Source organism: Vreelandella halophila (assembly GCF_019903425.1).
Taxonomy (GTDB): domain Bacteria; phylum Pseudomonadota; class Gammaproteobacteria; order Pseudomonadales; family Oleiphilaceae; genus Halospina; species Halospina halophila.
Genome location: NZ_JACHUZ010000013.1, coordinates 1,116,899 through 1,138,424, shown reverse-complemented (window position 1 = coordinate 1,138,424; position 21,526 = coordinate 1,116,899). Strand labels below are relative to the sequence as shown.

The window sequence follows — 21,526 nt, the reverse complement described above, 5'->3', positions numbered from 1 at the left end:
CCCGAGCACGGCACGACGGCCGCTGCGGTACGAGAATCGATGGGGATCAATGATTGCACACGGGCTCGCTCTTACAGCGTGCTCGGAAAATGGGCTATCCTGAACGACATCAATGTCTCTACTCGATTGAGGCCTATGGACTGGTCATTATGGGCCAACCGTGAGGAAGCACTACTGCTTGCAGTGCACAGGCCGGTAACGGGGGAATACGCCTCGGGGCGGTAGCGTGTTCAGAAGCCGCGCGACTAATGCGTTCCATGCTCACAGACACTGACCGCTATCAATTCCTCCACACCCTGGAGTGCAACCCCAACCTTTCCCAGCGCCAGCTTGAAGGTAACCTCACACTCATCAACACGGGGTTACTCCCATGAGCAAGCGTCGCACTGCGGCTGAGCCAGTACGGATGATAACGCTTACTTTACGCCTGAAAGCACCCCACACCCGCAAGAGCCCTACGCGCAGTCCAAACTGGAGGCGGAGCACGGCCTTTCCGCATTCAGCATGCTACGGGCTCTCTCTGGACGAAGGCCTGCGCAGAACCGTCCAGCCCCCCCGGAAGGAGCCCCAATGCTGACTGCCGGCCTGCTCACGGCATCGGCACTTATCGCCACGGTCCTACTCACGGGCGCATTCCGCCGTTATGCGCGGTCACGCCGCCTGATCGATATACCCAACGCGCGCAGTTCCCACCAGATCCCCACGCCCAGGGGCGGCGGGCTGGCACTGGTGATTGTGGTGCTGAGTGTGCTTGGCGTGATGGTCTGGCAAGGCAGCCTACGGCCCGGCGTGGGCCTGGCACTGGGAGGGGCGGGGCTGATTGTCGCCATTGTGGGGTTTCTGGATGACCACGCCCACGTGGCAGCGCGCTGGCGGCTTCTGGGGCACTTCCTGGCCGCCGGATGGGGTCTTTACTGGCTGGGCGGGCTGCCGCCCTTCGTGCTGTGGCAGACGCCCATGGATCTGGGGCTGGCCGGCCACCTGCTTGCGGCCGTATTCCTTGTGTGGCTTCTGAACCTCTACAACTTCATGGACGGCATCAATGGCATTGCCGGCATTGAGCTGGTTACTGTCTCACTCGGTGGAATAATAGTGGGCGCGGTTGCCGGTGTTCAGCATGCCTACCTGTTACTGGCAGTGCTGATCGCCAGCGGGCTCGGGTTTCTGATGTGGAACTTCCCCCAGGCCCGCATCTTCATGGGCGATGCCTGCAGCGGCTTCCTGGGGCTGATTCTGGGGCTGGTCGCTGTGTGGCAGGGGCTGCTCCAGCCCGAGCTGTTCATTGCCTGGGTGATCCTGCTGGGCGCCTTCCTGATGGACGCCACCCTCACGCTGCTGCGCCGCATCCTCCGTGGTGCCCCCTTCTACGAGGCCCACCGCAGCCACGCCTACCAGTTCGCCTCACGCCACTATGGCAGCCACACGCTGGTCTCGCTGGCCATCGGGGTCATCAACCTGATCTGGCTCACGCCGGTAGCGGCTCTGACTGCTGCCTCTGCCCTGCCCGCGCTGGCGGCCCTGGCCATTGCCTGGGCACCGCTGGTGCTTCTGGCGCTCCATTTCAACGCCGGCGAGCCGGAATCCGCGACCAGCCCCATTCAGCGTAGGCGCGAGCCTTGCTCGCGATTGGATCGCCGTTGAAGCAAATTATTCCAGTACCTCGGCACGGGACCCGGATGGTTACTCGAAAATATGGCGGATCGTTTCATTGATATTGGCGCCTGCGGCCACCTGCAGCGCACCGTCGCCGCCACTGCGCCAGGCCAGGTCGCAGACGCCGCCACTGGGCTTGTAGCCGGTAGAGGCTTGATGCAGAAGCTCGACGACACGTTCGCAGTCGAAGCTGCGGCTGGCCAGCATCAATTGCTCCAGCAGATTCTCCAGTAGCTCCCACTCCATATCATTTTCCCGGGCCTTCAAGATCCGTGGGTGAAAGGTCCCTTGGGGGTCATCCCCAATCAACAGCTCCTCGTAGAGTTTTTCGCCAGGGCGCAGACCACTGAAGACCACTTCAATGTCGCCATAGCGGTTTTCCTCCCTTTTCTCCGTAAGGCCCATCAGGTGAATCATGCGCCGGGCGAGTTCCGCGATACGCACCGGTTCGCCCATGTCCAGCACAAACACCTCTCCGCCTTGACCCATGGTGCCAGCCTGAAGGACTAGCTGGCTGGCTTCCGGAATGGTCATGAAATAGCGAATGATGTCTGGATGGGTGACGGTGACGGGGCCACCATTGCGGATCTGTTCCCGGAAAAGCGGCACTACGGAGCCTGAGGACCCCAGAACGTTACCAAAGCGCACCATGGAAAAGACCGTATCCTTCTGACGCCGGGCCAGCCCCTGCAGGACCAGCTCGGCCAGGCGTTTGCTGGCGCCCATCACGTTGGTGGGACGCACAGCCTTGTCCGTGGAGATCAGCACGAACTTTTCCACGCCCGCGGCAATAGCTGATTCGGCGGTGTACCAGGTGCCGAAGACGTTGTTCTGAACCCCCTCGATCACGTTCTGCTCCACCAGTGGCACATGCTTGTAGGCGGCGGCGTGGTAGACAATGTTCACCCCGAAACAGCGCATCACGCTCTCACACCGGCGCCGGTGGGTAACGCTGCCAAGCAGGGGGTAGACGGGAATTTCAAGTTCCTCGTTCGTACAGATGGTGTGCAGCTCGCGCTCAATACTGTAGAGCGCGAATTCCGACTGCTCAAACAGCACCAGGGCTCCGGGCTCCTGCCGGATGATCTGGCGGCACAGCTCAGAACCAATGGAGCCACCGGCACCGGTAACCATCACAGTGCGGCTGCTCAGCGATTCCGCTACTTCTTCATTCCGGTAGCGCACCGGGTCGCGGCCAAGCAGATCATCAATATCCAGATCCCGCACATCACTGATCCGCGCCTTGCCGGTCACCAGTTCCGTGACTGAGGGAACGGTCTGCACCGGTCCAGGCAAGCCCTCCAGATCCCGGAGCAGCTGGCGCCGATCCACCTCCGCTCGCTCGTCGATCGCCAACAGGATCCGCTCCACATGGTGCTTGTGCACCGCCTTACGGGCATGGTCCAGATCATAGACGGGCATGCCGTTGATGGTGGTTTTATGGTTATCCGACTCCAGGCTGATGAAGGCAACAGGCCGGTATTCAATGCCCTGGCCCAGGGCGGAGGCGAGCTGGAGGCCGGTCTCCCCGGCCCCCACGATCAGTACCGGCATCTTGCCCAGGTGGCGCGGACGGTTGAGCAACGCGCGCACACTGAACCGGGTCCCGGTGACGAACAGGAACGTCAGGGCCCCGTAGAGGAAAGGCACTGAGCGGGGCATGTCGACCTGCAGAAGGAAAGCAGCGGCGATAAGCAGCAGTGCCGAGCCAGTAACACCTGCAAGCACCGTCAGCAGGGCCCGTTCACTGAGGTAGCGGATGACGGCACGATAAAGGCCAAGGCGTGCGAAGAGAAAGATCGTTGCCAGGGCGGTGACGACAAAAAGAGCCCAGTACCCGCCCCCTTCAAAGTGGAACAGGGTTTCGTACCGCAGCGAGAAGGCAGCCCAGAGTGAGAACAGGACGAAAACCGCGTCCGAGACCACGGAAACCAGACGCTTATGCGGCCGCTCCAGCGCTGCAAACCGGGCGAACACCTCACGGAATATCGCTTTGAGTCTATGGATCATGGCGCCTAGTTGGCCCTCATTTCATCATGCCGGTGCACGCATCGATTGGTAAGCAGTATAGCAACCCTAGAATAGGGCCGCTCTGATTGTATTTCATTCCCCTTGGACGCAGGAAGCAGCGGGCAGGACCCATCGTTTACAACAGCGCCTGCGGAAGTTGACTCACTGCGCATCGATTGCTGTCCCGATGACGATCCAAATGGCAGCCAGACTCCGGAGGCTGCCATTCGTCCGGTTCAGCGGCGATTGCCGATCTCGATATGCGTCTCGTCCCCCAGGACGGAAATGGAAACGTGCTCTCCTGTGTCATCAGGGATGAGGTCAAGCACACAGGGTTCGCCAAATTAAGGGCGAGCGCAATTGATCACGCCAGCAGGACTGATTCCGGGATCAAGGCGTCTTTCGAATCCCGACACATACTCTGGAAAGAGTTTTTTAAAGACCTTAGACTGATCTGTTGTGACAAGGTCCGCTCAATGCCCTGAGGCTGTGTGGGTGGAGGCGCATCCGCCCATGCTTGGATGGCACAAAAGCAATTACGCCGACGATGAAGGAAAATTCTATGGGAACTGTCAGGCGAACAATGCGGGCTTTAGCCGACCGGATGCCTAGACTGCGCGCCCGGGGCCTTATCATGACGCCATTGGTGGTTGGGCTGGCCCTTGCCGTGGGGCTGTTTGTGGTCTCGCTCTGGCCCAACAGTAACCCCGAGGCGCCGAAGCAGGATGCCATTGAGCAGGCGTACACAGCGAAGTCCGATCAGGACGACCCCCCGGTGGGCTATTACACCACCGAATCACTGATCCGCTCAGTAGACATCATCGTCAATAAGCGCGGCGGCCTGCTTTCCAACGACGTGCTGCCGCCCTTTGTGCTGATGGACAACATCGCGGCCTGGGAGACGGGTGCGATCCGCCAGGCGCGGGATCTGTCACTGGCGCTGCGCAATGATGTCTCACGCTCCCAGTCACAGTCGAACGAGAACCCGAACCTGGTGCAGGCCCAGATCCTGCTGAACAACGACAGCGAGCGCTGGATCTTCCCGTCAGCAGAGGGCAAGTACAACGACGCCATTGAGGAGCTCAGGGCATACCGGGACGATCTGGCGAATCCAGAAACCACCCGTGGGGATTTCTACGCCCGGGCGGACAACCTGGCCACGATTCTCGACCTGATGAACAAGCGGCTGGGCAGCATGTCCCAGAACCTGGCGGCCAGCGTGGCGGAGAAGCGCCGGGCCACAATGCTGGCCAATGACCCCAGCGCGGCGGCCGCCAAGGCCCAGCCTGTGGAGCAGGTAAGCCAGACGCCCTGGATGCAGGTGGACAATGTGTTCTACCAGGCCCGCGGCACCACCTGGGCGATGCTGGTCTATCTCAAGGCCATCAAGCGCGACTTCCGCAGTGTTCTTGAGGATAAGAACGCCATGGTCAGTCTTGAGCAGATCATCCGGGAGCTGGAATACACCCAGCGCTCGATGACGAGCCCGATGGTGCTCAACGGCTCCCAGTTCGGGATGGTGCCGAACTATTCGCTGACGATGTCATCCTATCTGACCCGTGCCAATGCCGGGTTGATCAATATCATCAGCCTGCTGCGGGACGGCTGACCCGCATTACCATGAGGAGCCACTACCATGAGCATCCGCACCCTCCCCGAAATCGTTGCCGAAACCAAGGCCAATCTGCACTGCCTGACTCCGGAAGCCGCCCGCGGCATGCTGGAGGATGAACCGAACGCGCTGGTGATTGATGTGCGCGAGCCGGGCGAGGTCAGCGAGAAGCAGGCGGCCGGCACCATCAACCTGCCCCGGGGCATTCTGGAGATGAAGATTCCGGAGTACACCACTGACCCCGATACCCCGATCTTTCTGCATTGCGCCACGGGCGGACGCGCAGCCATGGCGGCCGAGGCGCTTGAGCGCATGGGGTTCCGCAAGGTGAGCATCATCGACTGCAGCTGCGATGAGGTAATGCAAGCCCTCGGGGCCGCCTGAGGCTACAGGCAGCGTTCCTCCAGCGCCCGGCGGTCCGGGATGAACAGGCGGCCGCGGCGCAACTCGAACACGCCCTCCTCGGCCATGTCCCGCATCAGCCGGGAGAGGGTCTCCGGCTGCATCGCCAGGCGCGTGGCGATCTGGTTCTGGGGCAGGGGCAGTTCGACTTCGATGTTGTAGCGGTGATTGTCCGGCACGAATTCCAGCAGGTAACGCATCACCCGCTGCACGCCCCGGCGCACCGTCATCACTTCCAGTTCGCGAAAGCGCTGCACCATGCGTGAGGCGTACTGGCGCAGCAGCAGCTGGCTATAAGCCGGGTTACGTTCCAGTATTTCCCTGAAACGATCCGTGGGGATGGCCAGCAGCTCCGTCCGGCGCAGGGGCTCGGCATAGGCTACGTAGCGGGCCGGGTCGGCGTAGATCATCACGTCCGCGAAGACCTCGCCGGGGCCATGGCTGTCCAGGGTGCGCTCCTGGCCGGTGGTGTCCAGCCGGTACAGGCGCACCCGCCCACTGACGACATAGAAGAATTCGTAGGCCGGCGAGTCCTGCTTGTAGAGCACCTGGCCACGGCGCAGCTGCACCAGCCGGATACTGTCCGCCAGCTCCTCGAAATCCGCCCTGGAAAGCTCATTGAACAGCGGATGCCGGCCGAGCAGTGCCATACCCGAGCCCGGGTTATGACACCGCTCTTCCAGTTCAGGCGCTACGGATTCAACGTAATCATTCATTGGGCAGCATCAACTCGAGCTATACAGCTACAATTCGATATACAGATTATCAATCTGCGCCAGCCCTGGCTCTTGCTCTGATGGCTGATCAGAGTATCCCCAAATGGGTAAAAGGGGTTCCTATCAATGTAGGAGCGCGCCCCATCAGGGGCAACTTCCTAAAGCGTGGTGTCTTTGTGGTAAGGTACGCCCTATGCCGGATACCCCAAACCCCCAGGGCAAGGGCCTGCGGCCGGTTCTGGCTTTCCTTGAGGAGAGCCGGGCGCCGGCGCTCATGGCCCAGCCCAAGCAGATCAAGCAGATTTCACTGGAGCTGTTCACCTCACTGTTCGTTCTGGAGAGTGACTTCAAGTTCAAGCCTGTGCGCGGGAACCGCTACTGGCTCTACCAGAAGAACGGCCGCTTCTGGCTCTCGCCCATCCGCCCGGATGAGTGGAGTGCGGACGTCTACGGCCGCTACATTGGCGAGTGTGAACTGCACGAGGACATGACCTGGTCGCTGGAGATGTGCGACGAGGCGGCTGCGGACGAGGCGCTGATGGCCAGCCTGGAGCAGCGCTGGGAATCGTTCGAGGAGGCCATGGAGGAATCCGAGACGGTGGAGGACGCCCTGCCCCGTTACCAGGGCCAGATGCCGTTCTACCAGCGCGCCTATGCCTTCGCCCTGGCCCATTCCCTGCGCGCCTCCATGCAGGGCTCGGGGATCCAGGCGCTTTCCTACCGCGAGGCGCAGGCGCAGCTGCCTGACGACTCCGGGGCGGATGCACACTAAGCAATCGCGAGCGAGGCTCGCTCCTACAGCGGTGGGGTCAGCGGTACCATTCCGGAGGCTCCGTCTCCTGGGCTGAGTCTTCCTCTTCATACGCCCGCGGATCCAGATCCACGAGCGTCGGGGCACTGCGCATCATCATCCGGAAGGGGCTGCGGATCCGCTCCAGGTGGTGGCGTTGCACCAGGGCGGCAATCGCGACCAGGGCGCTGATCACCCCCATGTAGATGAACAGCCCACCCGGCGGCGTGCGTGCCAGTATGGAACCGCCGAGGATTGGGCTGATGGCCGCGCCAATACCCCAGAGGAAGATCAGCGCCGCGGATACCCCAACGAAATTGCCCTCGTCCTGGCTGTCGTTCGCCAGCGCCACGGACAGCGGATAGAGCGTGAACACAAACCCGCCCAGCAGCGCGGAAAGCCCGACCAGCGGCCAGAGCGGAACACGGCCCGCCGCTGCCACCATGGCAACCGTGATCAGGGTTGTGGCGGCGGCCACCAGGAGAATCAGCGGGCGCCGCCCGAAACGGTCGGAGAAGTGCCCGATTGGCCACTGAAGCGCGACACCGCCCAGAACCAGCCCCGCCATCAGCGGCGCCACATCGGAGACCGCCAGGTTCATGCGTAGCGCCGCCAGCGGAATGAGCGTGTAGGCCGCACCGCTGAGCAGGCCGGCGCCCAGGCAGGTGATCACCGCCAGGTGCGAGTCCCGCCAGGTCTGGCCCAGCGCCATGCGCGCCTGCTCCAGGGGCTCGGGCGGGTTGCTGGCGCGGCTCAGGGCCACCGGCACCAGGCACAGGGCGAAGAGCACGCCCACGATCATGAACAGTTCCGCTCCCTGCGGATCCCCCAGGTGCATCAGGAACTGCCCCATGCCAATGCCGCCGTAGGTGATGATCTGGTAGGCGGAGAAAACGGTGCCCCGGTTGGAGGGCTCGGCACGCTCGTTCAGCCAGCTTTCCACCACCATGTAGATGCCGGAGGTGGAGAAGCCGATCAGGATCCGAAGCAGGAACCAGCTCACTCCGGTCACGTAGAGCCCCTGCAGCAGTATGGCCACGGTGGAGAGGGCCGCTAAGATGGCGAAGGCACGGATATGGCCAGCCTGGCGGATCACCCAGCCGCCTTTCTGGGAGCCGATGACCAGGCCGATGTAGTAGGCGGAGAGCACCAGCCCCTTCGCCTGCCCGCTCATATCCTCGAAGCTCAGGCGCACGCTGAGCAGGGTCCCCATGAGCCCCACACCCAGCAGCAGAACGCCGATCGAGAACATCAGCGCGGTGATCGATACCCAGAACTGGCGTTCCATTTCCGGTTACTCCCGTCTCAACAGTGGGTTACCTGATTTTCCTGTTGCAGCCACCCGTTTCCGATTTGAAACAGAGGCGATACAAAGGTAGCCTGCAAGGCGACCGTGGGGCCGGGACGCCCCGAATCATAACTTCATAACCAGTGTCGCACGGCGGTAAGCCCACTGCTTGCCCGTGCTCCGCTGACGGAACACAGGAGACTACCGATGACAGCACTGATCTGTGGATCGTTCGCTTACGACACCATCATGACCTTTGATGGCAAGTTCAAGGATCATATCATGCCGGACCGCGTTCACATGCTGAACGTGGCCTTTCTGGTACCGGAGCTGCAGCGCAACTTCGGCGGTACCGCCGGCAACATCATCTACAACATGAACCTGCTCGGCGGCGATGGCCTGGCCATGGGTACTGTTGGCGCGGACTTCGGCGGCTACCGCGAGTGGCTCAACAAGCACGGCATCAACGACAAGTACGTTAAGACCATCGATTCCGAGTACTGCGCCCAGGCGTACATCACCACGGACATGGAAGACAACCAGATCACGGCCTTCCACCCGGGCGCGATGAACCACGCTCACACCCAGACCGTGCCCACCGATGAGGGCATCAAGATGGGCATTGTCGCGCCGGACGGCCGTGACGGCATGATCGAGCACGCGCGCCAGTTCGCGGACGCGGGTATTCCCTTCATGTTCGACCCGGGCCAGGGCCTGCCGATGTTCGACGGCAATGATCTGGAGTGGTTCATCGACAAGGCGACCTGGGTTGCCGTGAACGACTACGAGGCGGGCATGCTGGAAGAGAAGACCGGCCTGAGCCGCCAGCAGATCGGCGAGAAGGTTGAGGCGCTGATCGTGACCCTGGGTGGCGAAGGGTCCGTGATCTACGCCGACGAGGAGGTTCACGTGGAACCGGTGAAGCCGGCGGCCATCAAGGACCCGACCGGTTGCGGCGATGCCTACCGCGCTGCCCTGATCACAGGCCTGAGCGAAGGCAAGGACTGGAAGACGGCAGGTCGCATGGCATCCCTGATGGGCTCCATCAAGGTGGCCAGCACCGGGCCGCAGAACCATTCGCTGACGCGTGATGAGTTTGCGAAGCAGTTCAAGGATGCTTTTGGGGTGGCGCTGGACTGAATCGCCAGTTCTGCCTTTTAAGCTTCTGGAAATGCCCGGCCTTGTGCTGGGCATTTTTGTTTTGGTTGCCTGCGGCTGGGAGGGGGAACCCTTTCCGGGACCGCTGTGAACCCATCCATGGGCGCTGGCGCGATGGCATCCCTGCCATCGAGCCTCCCGGAAAGGGTTCCCCCTCCCATCCTTGATTCAACGCTTGGGTTAACGCCAACCTTTTCAGGAACCTAGCTTCTAGCCAGAGCAGCTGGCGCCACCGAGGACGCAGAACTTGGCGCAGTGGGGGTGGTTGAGGGGCACTTCCTGGAAGCTCTCGCTCAGGGTCTGGCCCAGCTCGAACTCGGGCTGGTACGGCAGCAGGGTGCAGGGAACGACCACGGGGTGGTCGGCGCCCTTGCGCTTGATGACCATCCGGGAGCTGGCGCACATCTGGTCGTCCGGGGAGACGTTGAGCTTGCTCCAGCAGGCGGTGGTGATCTCCGGCACGTCCACCCGCTCATCCATCTCCGGGAACAGCACCACCTGGTGCGAATCCCGGGCGTCCATCCCAATGCCCTCACGTTCAAACAGCCGCGCAAAGCCGGCGCGCATCTGGTCCTCAGTCTCCCCCGAGAACAGCCGCCCGGCGATATCCAGATTGAAGCCATGCTCACTGAGCCACTGCATGCCCTGGATCGCCGGTTCCCAGGAGCGTTTACCGCGCTCCTGCTCGTGCACGTCCTTGCTGTAATGGTCGATGGAGATGCGCATGGTCAGGCGGTCGCCGTACTGCTGATGCACCTCCAGAAGCGCCTCGCTGACCTTCATCATCGGCTTCATGGCGTTGGTCAGCACCAGAGCCTCATAACCCCGCCGCAGCACCTCGTCCAGGATCGGCACCATGTCCGGATTCATGAACGGCTCGCCGCCGGTGAAGGCGATGGTCCGGGTGCCGAACCCTTCCCGCTCAATCTCGTCCAGATACGCCGCCACCTCATCCACACTGATGTAGACCAGGCTGTCATTGCTGGGCGAGGACTCGATATAGCAGTGCTCGCAGGTGAGGTTGCACAGCGTCCCGGTGCAGAACCAGAGGGTCTCCAGCTTGTTCAGACGCACACTCGCCCGCGGCTCCCCGTCCGCGGTCGTCCACGGATCCCGGAACTTGCGCGGATCCAGCAGCTTCAGCGGTTGGGCGACGGTTTCTTCCATTATCGTTTCCTGCTCTGTTACCGACTTCTATTGTTTCTCATACGCACCAGACAGCGTGTGGACCATGATGTTACAGAATCGATGCGGGCCGTTATACTCTGAGCACATCTCAGTTTGATAACGGCAACTATCTCAAACACATGGAAGAAAGGATGCGGGGGTGGGCTTTCAGGGAGGCTCGATGGCAGGGATGCCATCGCGCCAGCGCCCATGGATGGGTTCACAGCGGTCCCTGAAAGCCCACCCCCGTAGCCTTTCGTAAGCGCCCGATTTCCAGGACAAACGACTCATGCCAAAACCGGACCCCAGGAAAAACCAATGACCGACAACATCATCCAGGAAAAAAGCCACCAAATCCTGATCCTGCGCATCCACCGCCCGGACCAGAAAAACGCCCTCACCCACGCCATGTACACCGCCCTCGCGGACGGCCTGGCCGAGGCACACAACGACCCGGACGTCCGCGCCATCCTGATCACCGGCAACACCGAATGCTTCACCGCCGGCAACGACCTCTCCGAGTTCGCCAGCGGCATGCCGGATGAATTCCAGCACACCCCGGTCGGGCGCTTCCTGTTCGGCCTCGCCGAAGCCACCAAGCCCGTGGTCGCCGCCGCCAACGGCCCCGCCGTGGGCATCGGCACCACCCTGCTGCTGCACTGCGACCTGGCCTTCGCCGGCAGCAACACCACCTTCCGAATGCCCTTCACCAACCTCGGCCTGTGCGCCGAAGGCGCCTCCAGCCTGCTGCTGCCGCGCTGGCTCGGCCGCGTACGCGCCGGCGAACTGCTGCTGCTCGGCCGCCCCTTCGATGCGGAGAAAGCGGAACGTTACGGCCTGATCAACGGCGTCTGCGATCCCTCCGAGACCGAAACCACCGCCTGGAACACCTGCCTCGAGCTGGCCGCCCTGCCACCGGCCGCCCTGCGGGCCACCAAGGAACTGATGAACGCCGCCACTGCGGAAGAGGTGTCCGGGACCATGCAGCGGGAAGGCGAACGGTTCGCCCAGCGGCTGCAGTCACCGGAGGCCACAGAGGCGTTTACCGCGTTCAGCGAGAAGCGGGCCCCGGATTTTTCCCGTTTCAGTTAATCCACCTCAGAGATTGCCGGTGCCGAAGAACCCGGCAATCTCGTCGCTCTTAGCCTGAGCATCCTTGTAGCCCAGCTCAATGAGGTCGCGGCAGAAACGGTGATCGAACAGCAGGTAGCTGCCCAGGCTGGCCCCGGCAACGTTGCCATCCTCGGGCACCCCCGCCAGGGTTCTCAGGACGGTGGGCAGCCCATCCATATACTGCTCCGCAATGTCCTCCAGCGGCTGGCTGGGTGAAATATCCAGCAGCTCAATGGGCTTGAGATCCAGCCCGGCCTGGGCCAGCGATTCCTGTGGAATCAGTGAGACCAGCTGGTTGATCAGGTCCAGCCGCTCGATGTCGTACTCCAGGGTGTCCAGGAAGAGCCCGTTGAACACATGGCTCATGATCTGCCCGAAAGTGGGGATCGCCGGATGCTTCGGGCGTTTGGGCTCGGTCTGGCTGTTGCCGCTGACGCCGATGATGACCACTTTCTCCGCGCCCAGACGGATGGCAGGGCTGATGTGGGCGATCTGCCGGGTCACGCCATCGCCGAAGTATTCCCGGTTGATATGGACAGGCTCGAACAGCGTTGGAATCGCGGATGAGGCCATCACGTGGTCCAGGGTCAGCTGGGTGCGTGAGCCGGCGCGCTGCCCGTTGCTCCAGCTGGTGATGTCCGTGCCCCCTTCGAAAAAACACAGGTTACGACCGGTGGTGTAGCCGCAGGCATTGAGCCCGACCGCACGCAGGTGCCCCTGTTCAATGGTCTCGTGGATGGCATTAAAGTCCAGCTCCTTCCCCAGCAGCTGGCGCAGCGGCTCATTGTTCAGCAGGGACAGGCTGTGGCGCTGTTCGCCACCGGAGATCAGCTTGCGAGCCACCCGGCTCATGTTGCGCATGATGGCAAAGGAGCCCGCGTGATAGACCTGATCCACGCTCAGGTTCGCCCAGATGTTCTCCAGCTGGCTCACGTTGTGCCGGAAGATACTGCCACCGCCGGCCAGCGCCGCCGCGTTGATGGCCCCCGCCGAGGTACCGACCACCACATCAAACGGGTAACCGCTGCCCGGGTACATATCCGAGATCGCCCGCAATACCCCCACCTGATAGGCGGCCCGGGCACCACCGCCGGTCAGTACCACGCCGGTATGGGTCATCCTGCACTCCTGACTTGGTTGCTGTATCACCTTGTCTCAGCATAGCGGCTCAGCGGGAAAACGTGTTATCAAGGCAGCATTGACGTAGGAGCGCGCCTTGTGCGCGATCAGGTGTCTATCGCGAGCGGGGCTCGCTCCTACTGGGTCAGGGTTGCAGGGGCTTCAGGAGATTTCGATGGGTATAGCACGACAGGTAACGGTGCTGGTCGCAGCCACTGCGGTATTGGCAGGTTGTGCCGCCGGTATGAGTCAGGACGCGGCACGGATTGTGGAGGCGCACCCTTCCGAGGTGGAGGGCTGTGAGCCTGCCGGGTCGGTCTACGGCAGTTCCTCGGGATTCCACTGGTCCCAGGGCGAGGCCATGGCGGCTGCCCGCAACAACGCACTGGAAAGTGCCGCCAGGCGGGATGCCACCCACGTAGTCTGGCAGCATGATGAGGGCAGCATTACGCCGGAGGTGAGTGGTACGGCCTACCGGTGTTCGCGATAGGCCAGGGATCGCGGGCGGGGCTCGCTGCTACATCTGCAGGGCATCCGCCGGTGGACGGCGGGCGCCCATCAGCACCATGAACAGCGCGGTGCCGATGCCCCAGGCGCCGTTGAGGATGAACCCGCCGATCCAGGTGGCCGCGGATACATCCAGCCCCTTGAGCGGGAAGACCACCAGCATCGCAACAGCAGTGGGCAGAACCGCCCCGAATACCAGCGAGACACTCCAGTAGCCCAGCGCGCCCATGCGCCGCACCACCGCCCACAGAGGCAGCCCCCAGAGCCCACCCCAGAACGCCAGCGAGACCACCGCCGGCACACCAAGAGGCGCCCTCGGCTCCATGTTATAGGGCGCGGCGGGAACCATCTCAGCAAGATACATCAGACCGAACACACCCTGATGGAACACCAGGGTCGCGAGAAATGCAGCAACAAACGACTTCAGCCAGACCATGACCATCCTTCCGGTTTGCGGATACTGCTTTCCAGACTAGCAGCTCGCGCCCGGATTAAAACCGCAACCGCAGACTCCCGATCAGATTATGGGACCGCATCGAGAAATTGCTTTTGACGCCATTGGTCGCCTCCAGGCTGATGTCCTCCCAGGAGCGGTACCGGTAGGAGACTTCCAGATCCAGCATACTGAACGGCTGCCAGGCCAGACCACCGATCAGCTGATAGCCGTAGGTGATGTCACTCTCATCCATCACCACCCCACGACCGCGCGCGCTGTGCTGATCAAAATTCACCTCCGCCAGGCCAAACCCGAAACCGCCAACCAGCGCCGTGCTGCTGGTAAGGCTGAAATCCCCGATGGCATTCGCAAACCCGAACGCCGCCTCGGACTGGCCCGACACATCATTCACCCGCTCACGGCTGCCCTCTTCCTCGACCTCGCCGGTTTCCTCATCCACCACCGGATCATCATCAACCGCCGGCTCCTCGTTCGTGGTGTCATCAAACACCATGCCGGCCACACGATCCCTCTGGAATCCGAGCTCAAGTTCCGTCCGGCCGTTGAAGGTCTCATTGCCCTCGGACGCCTGCCCAATACTCACCGACGCCGTCTCACCCCCTTCATAGGCGCCAATCACCCGGGTATCCCCGCCATCACCATAGGCGAAGCGCGTATCCCGGAACTCGGAATAGCCACCGTTCACACCGATGTAGTAACTTTGCGCCTGCACCGGTGTCGCCAGCACCAGCAGGATCAGCACAGCCACCGCGGAATGGGCCTGCCTCATGCGATCGTTCTCCCTGTCGCTGTATCGCGAGGGGCATTGATACCATAGCGCGCCCGGTGATTCCGTGGCGCTTTTAACAGTGCCAGGAATCAGGTTGCTTCCATGCTGCGTATACAAGCACCAGAATCAATTGCCAGGCGCCGGCGGGGAGTGCTTTCCGGGAATCGCCACAAGTACGTCCATGTAGGCTGCGCGGTGGCCATCCGTGGCCACCGAGCTTGCCTCCAAGCACTCCCCGCCGGCGCCGATCAGAAGTAATAGTTACCGCCCACAGTAAAGAGCAGGGCGGTACTGGGGACGGCTCTCAGGGAAGCTCTGGAGCCATGGATGGCGGAAGAGCAGCGTACAGGGGTTTGCGCGAATAAGCGCAAACGGGTTTACACGGATGTAAACACAGGACTTTTCAGCGGAGCAGGATCGCGCAGCTGAAAAGTATTTACAGCGTTTCCCTGAGAGCCGTCCCCAGTGGCGCCCGTTTCCATGGCGGAAAACCATCGTTCAAGAGGTACCAATGGACCAACCAGACCAGCCAGTACTCCGCGACATCGTCCTCATCGGAGGCGGCCACAGCCACGTCGGCGTACTGCGCAACTTCGCCATGAACCCCATCCCCGGCGTGCGCCTCAACCTCATCTGCCGCGACACGCACACCCCCTACTCCGGCATGCTCCCCGGCTACATCGCCGGTCACTACAGCTACGACGACGTCCACATCGACCTCAGCCGCCTGGCCGAGTTCGCCGGCGCGCGCTTCTACCGCAGCGAAGCCATCGACATCGACCGCACCAACCAGCGCGTCATCTGCCGCGACCGCCCGGCCATTCCCTACGACCTGCTGTCCATCAACATCGGCTCCACACCACGGGTCGACCAGGTCGCCGGGGCCGAGGACCACAGCGTGCCCGTCAAGCCCATCAACCGCTTCAACAACCGCTGGCAGACCCTGCTGGAACGCATGGAAAACCATGAGGGCGAGCTCAATGTGGCCGTGGTCGGCGGTGGTGCCGGGGGCGTGGAGCTGACGCTGGCCATGCAGTACCGCCTGCGCAATGAGCTGGGCGCCATGGGCAAGGACCCGGAAGCCGCCCGCTTCCACCTGTTCAATGCCTCCGAGCAGCTCCTGCCCACGCATAACGACGGTGTTCGCCGCCGCTTCGAGTCCGTTCTGCGGGAAAGGGGCGTAAACGTTCACGAACGAACGCGGATTGAGAAGGTCAACGACAGCCAGCTGGTGGCCTCCAGCGGCGCGACCTTCGAGGCGGACGAAGTGCTCTGGGTCACCCAGGCCGGCGGCGCGGAATGGCTGACCGGCACCGGGCTGGAACTCGACGAGGGCGGTTTCATCCGGGTGCGCGACACCCTGCAGACCGTGACGGACCCCAACATCTTCGCCGCCGGCGACATCGCCACCATGATCAACCACCCACGCGAGAAGGCCGGCGTCTTTGCCGTGCGCCAGGGCAAGCCGCTGGCGGAGAACCTGCGCCGTGCCGTGCACGGCAAGACACTGAAGGACTACCACCCGCAGAAACAGTGGCTGGCCCTGATCAGCACCGGCGACCAGTACGCCGTGGCCTCGCGCGGGCCCATCGGCTTCGCGGGCGAGTGGGTCTGGCGCTGGAAGGACTGGATCGACCGGCGCTTCATGGCGAAGTTCAACAACCTGCCGGCCATGAGCGAGGACAGCAAGGACGACCCCACCTCGGGCATCGCACTGAGCAGTGAAGAGGCCCAGCAGGCCATCTCCGCCGTGGCCATGCGCTGCGGCGGCTGCGGCGCCAAGGTGGGCAGCACCGTGCTCTCGCGGGCCCTGAACAACCTCCAGCCCATTGAGCGCGACGATGTGCTGGTGGGGCTCCATGCGCCGGACGACGCCGCCGTGGTGCGCGTACCGGACGGTATGGCCATGGTCCACACCGTGGACTTCTTCCGCGCCTTTATCGACGACCCCTACATCTTCGGCCAGGTCGCCGCCAACCACAGCCTCGGGGATCTCTTCGCCATGGGCGCCGAGGCCCAGAGCGCCACCGCCGTGGCAACCGTGCCCTACGGCCTGGAATCCAAGGTGGAGGATGTGGTCTACCAGATGATGGCCGGCGCCGTGGAGACCCTGAATGAGGCTGGCTGCGCCCTTGTCGGTGGCCACACCGGCGAGGGCAAGGAGCTGGCCCTGGGCTTCGCCGCCAACGGTTACATTGACCCGGACACCGTCATGAGCAAGGGCGGCATGAGGCCCGGGGACGTGCTGATCCTGACCAAGCCCGTCGGCACCGGTACCCTGTTCGCCGCCCATCCACGCCTGGAGGCCAAGGGGCGCTGGATCGATTCGGCCCTGGCCTCCATGCTGGTCTCCAACCAGAAGGCGGCCCGCTGCATCCATGAACACGGTGCAAAGGCCTGCACGGACGTGACCGGCTTCGGCCTGCTCGGCCACCTGGTGGAGATGACCCGCCCCTCGGGCGTAGACGCGGAACTGGACCTGAGCGCCATACCGGTGCTGCCCGGCGCCGAGGAAACCGCCGCCTCCGGCATCCTCAGCTCACTGCAGCCGGCCAACGTGCGCCTGCGCCGCGCCATCCGCAACCAGGAGGAAGTGGTCAATCATCCGCGCTACCCGCTGGCCTTCGACCCCCAGACCGCCGGCGGCCTGCTGGCGAGCGTGCCGGCGGACCAGGCGGACGCCTGTGTAGCCGAACTGAAGGCCCTGGGGTACCCGGAAACGGCGATCATTGGCAGGGTGAAGGAGCAAGGCGAGGCACTGGAGCCGATCCTGCTCAATCCCTGAGGGCTTTTAATGGGCCGCTCATGCTCCGGCGATCCAAAACGTGTAGGATTCCCGCATAGTCACTGGGGTGGAGCACGGTTGCCGGCATGAGCCAATCAATGGGGATTACGGATGTCCTCCTGAGGGTCCGTGAGCAGACGGACATGGAACAGGTGCCGGTGGATACGCTCATCACCGCCCTGGAATCCCGGGGCTTCGGGCCGCTTCTGCTCGCCCCGGCGCTGCTCGCGCTCCTGCCCACCGGCGCCATACCCGGCGTACCCAGCGTTTGCGGCATCCTGATCTTCCTGATCGCCATCCAGGGCAGCCTCGGCCGGCGTTCCCCCTGGGTGCCCCGGCGCCTGCGCGAACTCAGCATCCACAGACAAAACCTGATCCGGGCCATTGACCGGGCCCAGCCCGTGACACGCCGTATCGACCGGCTGTTTTCGCACCGCCTGTCACTGCTCACCCACCCCTGGGCCAACAGCCTCATCTTACTGGCCTGCGCGGTGTCCGGGCTGACGATGATACCGCTGGAACTGATCCCCTTCGCGGCCGCTGCCCCCGCACTGGCGATCTCCCTGGCCGCCATCGGCATCAGCACCCGGGACGGGATCGTCATCATCGCCGCCGGCCTGGCGGCTTCGGGGGCCATCTACCTGCTGGTCACCAACTGGCCCTTCTGAGCCGGCTCAGTCCTTCCGCTCCCAGACGGTCAGCTGCGCCCGCGTATGCTGGTGCTTGCGCCGCGTCTCACGGATCACGAAGGGCACATCCTCCGGCTCGGCGGCAAGCTGCATCCCCGGTTCCAGGTGCGCCCGCATACCATCCAGCACCGTCACCGGCTTACCATCCGCATCGTAATAACCGCCGATCCAGCTTTCGCGCGGCGTGAACTCGGGCAACAGCGTGTAGGGCGAGGTCACCACCAGCACCCCACCCGGATTCAGGCGCTCCCGAAGTCCACTCAGGAAGGGGCCGGGGTTCGGCATGCGGTCGATCAGGTTGCCGGCGAAGATCAGGTCATAGCCGCTGTACTCCGGCCCCAGATTGCCCGCATCACACTCCTCGAACGACACCCGGGCTGCCTCCCCGGCGAGCCCGAGCTCGGCCAGGGACGCGGTCTCCTGGTGACCGATCTCGCCTTCATCAACCAGGCTGTAGGTCAGCTCGCCATCCCGGCGCAGCCGTTCCGCCGCATCGATGAACCGATGCGAGAGGTCCATGCCCAGCACATGCCCAAACCCTCTCGCCAGCTCCAGGGTGCTGCGCCCGGTGGCACACCCCAGATCCAGGGCCCGGTTACCCCGGGGCCTGGCTTGCAGGCAGCGCTCGGCACAGGTTTTCGGGAAGTTCGGTACGCCGAAGTGCTCGGGGCCGTAATGGAAGTCCATGTACTGGCCGAGTTGCTCATCGCTTTCGTAGAAGTCGGTCATCAGGCATTCCAAGTCATTGCATAAGAGGCTACGCGCCCTCAGTCCTGAGACGACAAAGCACACGTCCGGAACCCGGTATAAACATCACACCGATCCGGATGATACGCCTGCCGGTAAGTCCCGCGGATCAGCATGGACGAGGCCGCACAGCCGCCCCCCTTTGTGGTCTTGTGCGTCGCGAACTGCAGCGTCGACATGAACGGATACATATCCACCGAGAAACCGTCATAGGGCATGAACTGGTTGCCCGTCCACTCCCAGACCGTGCCCAGCATTTGCCGGCACCCGAAGGGGCTCTCACCCGCCGGGAACGCCGTTACCGGCACACGGCCCATGTAGCGCTGATCCATATCCAGCTTCGCCGGATCCATCTCATTGCCCCAGGGGTAACGCCGGCGTTCCTCGCCCGGCTTGTTGGCCAGGGCCGCCACTTCCCACTCGTACTCGCTCGGCAGTCGCCGCCCGGCCCAGGCGCAGAACGCCTCCGCCTCCCAGTAACTGATCTGCTTCACCGGATGCCCCGGCTCCAGCGGCAGCCACTGGTCAAAGACCCGCTCGTACCAGCGGCCATCGCGCTTGCGCCAGTGGAAGGGATGCGTCTGCCGGCCCATCAGCGGCGGCTCGCCGGAACCGAAGTTCAGGTTGATCTCGCGCTCCAGCCACTTGCGCCCACCCTGGCTCCAGAACTCCGGGCGCTCGTAGCCGCCCTCCTCCACGAACTTCTGGAACTCGCCGTTGGTCACCAGGGTCCGGGAGATGCTGAACTCGGGCATGTCCACCTCGAAGGCGGGCTTCTCGTTGTCGAAGCCGAAATCCTCGGTGGCGTAGGCGTCCGAATCCCGGTTCGCCGGCAGGCCGATGAGGTAGCGCCCGGCGGGGATGGTTGCGTCACCGCGCGCGTCCTGGTCAACGCCCTCCCCGGTCAGCCCTTTGGGCTCCGCGAACGGCGGGGCCGGGTAACCTACGGTCTGGCGGCACCACGTCATGGACTCCACGTGCATGTTCTGGTGGTAGATGGCGTAGCGGTACAGGTACAGCGCCTCATCCGTCAGCGGCTGGTTGCGGATGCGGTCCTCCATGCGCTGGATGATGGTGTCCATGTAGGCGAGGGTATCCTCCCGCGACGGAAACAGCGTCTTCGACCAGCGGTCCTCGTGGTCCATGTGGAAGGAGTCCCAGAGGTCATCCATGGAGGGATCGTAGCTCGGGGTACCGTCCAGCCAGTTGAGGACGAACACCTCGTAGAAGAAGGTCGAGTGGCCCATCTCCCAGACCGGCGGGTTCACGCCCGGGTGGTACGGAACGCTGAGCTGGTCCTCGCGCAGGCTGCAGACCAGGTCCTTAACGCGGTCCCGTGTATGGTGTAGGGCCTGGATCAGGCTTTCGCGGTCGTTCATCCCGTGCGTTCTCCATAGCAGACAGTTCGACAGGGTTTACGTTTTCCGGGGGCTACCGTATTGGTCCATGACGGCATTGACCACCCGTTCCAGTGCCGCCTGCTCGGTTTCCGGCCGGAACAGGGGCGCCCGGGCTTCAACGCGGCTCCGCAGGGCCGCCAGGAATTCCGGCTCGTTTTCGGCGCGCAGAAGCTGCTCGCGCAGCGCGGTGGTGTCCTCTACTGGATAGTAACCGGGATAGTCCCCGCCGAGCAGCCCCACGTTGCCGGGAATGGCCGAGGCGATCACCGGCAGGCCGGCCACGCAGGCCTCGGACACCACGTTGGCACCCCCCTCCATCACCGAGCTGATGACCATCAGTCGCGCCTTTGCCATGTGCCGGCGCACCTGCCACCGGGGCAGCTCGCCCTTCCAGTCGAAGCGCAGATTCTCCCGCGCCTCCTGCTCCGCTAGGGCCTGCCACTGGTCATTGTGCGCCTTCCCCAGCTGGATCACGTTGAGTCGGGACTCCGGCGGCACCTGGCGGGCAGCCCGGGCGGTGCGCAGGGAGTCCTTCTCGTAACGCAGGTGACCGACGACCACCACATCGAACCGGGACTGTACCGGAGGCCGGCGCCCGGGCAGTGGTTCCGCCGATTGAAAGATCGTATGCAGGCGATTGTGGAATTCTTTCGGAATGTCATCCGCCACCCGCTCATGCAGCCCGATCAGGGCATCCGCCTCGGCCATGCTGTAACGGGTAGCCTCCGGGTGCGTCTGCTGGAAACGGTAGATATCCGTGCCCGTGAGCGCCACAATCAAGGGCCCCAAGGGGGCATGCGCCCGGTACTGGCGTACTGACTCACTGCTGCGCCAGGCGTGCAGCGCCACCAGCAGGTCCGTGGGCTCGGCGTCGTATTCCGTTATAATGCGCGTCCGGTGGCCAGCACGCCGCAGCAGCGCCGCCCAGCGCTCCGCGGTCGCACGGTTACCAGCGCGGGAGCCGCGGGGGGCGGGGGTAATGAGCGTTATGTGCAAAAGATCGGACCTCCCGGTGTAGACGCTTGCTGTAGGAGCTTGCCTTGCAAGTGATCCAGAGACAATCGCGAGCGGGGCTCGCTCCTACACAGTAAACAGCTGCTGATCGCTCGCGGCTACGGGGGCGTACGTTTACATTACCTTCTAA

The 21,526-nt window shown here is 63.3% G+C and carries 19 protein-coding genes; 9 read left to right on the top strand and 10 right to left on the bottom strand.

Going from position 1 to position 21,526, the window contains the following annotated elements; all coding sequences use genetic code 11:
- Window positions 1-570: 570 nt before the first annotated feature.
- On the top strand, window positions 571-1,641 hold the full coding sequence (locus H4I92_RS09645) for an MraY family glycosyltransferase (protein ID WP_077530383.1): 1,071 nt from the start codon (window positions 571-573) through the stop codon (window positions 1,639-1,641).
- Between the two features lie 39 nt (window positions 1,642-1,680).
- On the opposite strand, the gene H4I92_RS09640 is transcribed toward H4I92_RS09645, so the two are convergent.
- The gene (locus H4I92_RS09640) at window positions 1,681-3,663 is read right to left on the bottom strand and encodes a polysaccharide biosynthesis protein (RefSeq protein ID WP_077530382.1); all 1,983 of its coding nucleotides are present in this window, start codon (window positions 3,661-3,663) and stop codon (window positions 1,681-1,683) included.
- 634 nt (window positions 3,664-4,297) lie between these two features.
- On the opposite strand from H4I92_RS09640, the gene H4I92_RS09635 reads away from it, so the two are divergent.
- On the top strand, window positions 4,298-5,272 hold the full coding sequence (locus H4I92_RS09635) for a DUF2333 family protein (RefSeq protein WP_077530380.1): 975 nt from the start codon (window positions 4,298-4,300) through the stop codon (window positions 5,270-5,272).
- A 27-nt stretch (window positions 5,273-5,299) separates the two neighbouring features.
- On the top strand, window positions 5,300-5,659 hold the full coding sequence (locus tag H4I92_RS09630; protein WP_077530379.1) for a rhodanese-like domain-containing protein: 360 nt from the start codon (window positions 5,300-5,302) through the stop codon (window positions 5,657-5,659).
- Window positions 5,660-5,661: 2 nt separating this feature from the next.
- Here the strand turns inward: H4I92_RS09630 and H4I92_RS09625 are convergent, their stop codons facing one another.
- Window positions 5,662-6,393, bottom strand: coding sequence for a Crp/Fnr family transcriptional regulator (locus H4I92_RS09625; protein WP_077530378.1), 732 nt, complete (start codon window positions 6,391-6,393; stop codon window positions 5,662-5,664).
- Window positions 6,394-6,586: 193 nt separating this feature from the next.
- Here H4I92_RS09625 and H4I92_RS09620 point away from each other — a divergent pair, with 193 nt between their 5' ends.
- The gene (locus H4I92_RS09620; RefSeq protein WP_077530377.1) at window positions 6,587-7,165 is read left to right on the top strand and encodes a DUF2452 domain-containing protein; all 579 of its coding nucleotides are present in this window, start codon (window positions 6,587-6,589) and stop codon (window positions 7,163-7,165) included.
- A gap of 37 nt (window positions 7,166-7,202) precedes the next feature.
- Here H4I92_RS09620 and H4I92_RS09615 read toward each other — a convergent pair whose 3' ends face one another.
- Window positions 7,203-8,471 carry an MFS transporter gene (locus H4I92_RS09615; protein WP_077530376.1) on the bottom strand — a complete coding sequence of 423 codons (1,269 nt, stop codon included), beginning with the start codon at window positions 8,469-8,471 and terminating at the stop codon, window positions 7,203-7,205.
- A 207-nt stretch (window positions 8,472-8,678) separates the two neighbouring features.
- Here H4I92_RS09615 and H4I92_RS09610 point away from each other — a divergent pair, with 207 nt between their 5' ends.
- On the top strand, window positions 8,679-9,611 hold the full coding sequence (locus H4I92_RS09610) for a carbohydrate kinase family protein (RefSeq protein ID WP_077530375.1): 933 nt from the start codon (window positions 8,679-8,681) through the stop codon (window positions 9,609-9,611).
- Window positions 9,612-9,839: 228 nt separating this feature from the next.
- On the opposite strand, the gene H4I92_RS09605 is transcribed toward H4I92_RS09610, so the two are convergent.
- Entirely contained in the window at window positions 9,840-10,796 is a 957-nt protein-coding gene (locus H4I92_RS09605) for a radical SAM protein (protein ID WP_077530374.1), read from the bottom strand.
- Between the two features lie 318 nt (window positions 10,797-11,114).
- On the opposite strand from H4I92_RS09605, the gene H4I92_RS09600 reads away from it, so the two are divergent.
- Window positions 11,115-11,888, top strand: a complete 774-nt coding sequence (locus tag H4I92_RS09600) for an enoyl-CoA hydratase (RefSeq protein ID WP_077530373.1) — start codon at window positions 11,115-11,117, stop codon at window positions 11,886-11,888.
- A 6-nt stretch (window positions 11,889-11,894) separates the two neighbouring features.
- Here H4I92_RS09600 and H4I92_RS09595 read toward each other — a convergent pair whose 3' ends face one another.
- Window positions 11,895-13,028 (bottom strand): patatin-like phospholipase family protein, encoded by a 1,134-nt coding sequence (locus H4I92_RS09595; protein ID WP_077530372.1) that lies wholly within the window; start codon window positions 13,026-13,028, stop codon window positions 11,895-11,897.
- A 175-nt stretch (window positions 13,029-13,203) separates the two neighbouring features.
- On the opposite strand from H4I92_RS09595, the gene H4I92_RS09590 reads away from it, so the two are divergent.
- On the top strand, window positions 13,204-13,518 hold the full coding sequence (locus tag H4I92_RS09590; protein ID WP_143512651.1) for a hypothetical protein: 315 nt from the start codon (window positions 13,204-13,206) through the stop codon (window positions 13,516-13,518).
- 27 nt (window positions 13,519-13,545) lie between these two features.
- Here H4I92_RS09590 and H4I92_RS09585 read toward each other — a convergent pair whose 3' ends face one another.
- The gene (locus H4I92_RS09585; RefSeq protein WP_077530370.1) at window positions 13,546-13,971 is read right to left on the bottom strand and encodes a hypothetical protein; all 426 of its coding nucleotides are present in this window, start codon (window positions 13,969-13,971) and stop codon (window positions 13,546-13,548) included.
- 55 nt (window positions 13,972-14,026) lie between these two features.
- Window positions 14,027-14,761, bottom strand: a complete 735-nt coding sequence (locus H4I92_RS09580; protein ID WP_077530369.1) for an outer membrane protein — start codon at window positions 14,759-14,761, stop codon at window positions 14,027-14,029.
- Window positions 14,762-15,272: 511 nt separating this feature from the next.
- Here H4I92_RS09580 and selD point away from each other — a divergent pair.
- Both selD and H4I92_RS09570 read left to right on the top strand, forming a co-directional pair.
- Entirely contained in the window at window positions 15,273-17,546 is a 2,274-nt protein-coding gene (gene selD / locus H4I92_RS09575) for a selenide, water dikinase SelD (protein WP_077530368.1), read from the top strand.
- A gap of 86 nt (window positions 17,547-17,632) precedes the next feature.
- A complete protein-coding gene (locus tag H4I92_RS09570; protein WP_077530367.1) occupies window positions 17,633-18,214 on the top strand; it encodes an exopolysaccharide biosynthesis protein in 582 nt (193 codons plus the stop codon).
- 6 nt (window positions 18,215-18,220) lie between these two features.
- Here the strand turns inward: H4I92_RS09570 and H4I92_RS09565 are convergent, their stop codons facing one another.
- From H4I92_RS09565 to senB, 3 genes are read right to left on the bottom strand one after another with little or no spacing between them, the layout of a single operon-like run.
- Complete coding sequence (locus H4I92_RS09565; protein ID WP_077530366.1) at window positions 18,221-18,964, bottom strand: putative 4-mercaptohistidine N1-methyltransferase; 744 nt, start codon at window positions 18,962-18,964, stop codon at window positions 18,221-18,223.
- A 38-nt stretch (window positions 18,965-19,002) separates the two neighbouring features.
- Complete coding sequence (gene senA, locus H4I92_RS09560; protein WP_077530365.1) at window positions 19,003-20,361, bottom strand: selenoneine synthase SenA; 1,359 nt, start codon at window positions 20,359-20,361, stop codon at window positions 19,003-19,005.
- Window positions 20,362-20,397: 36 nt separating this feature from the next.
- Complete coding sequence (gene senB, locus H4I92_RS09555) at window positions 20,398-21,378, bottom strand: selenoneine biosynthesis selenosugar synthase SenB (protein WP_077530364.1); 981 nt, start codon at window positions 21,376-21,378, stop codon at window positions 20,398-20,400.
- Window positions 21,379-21,526 lie beyond the last annotated feature (148 nt).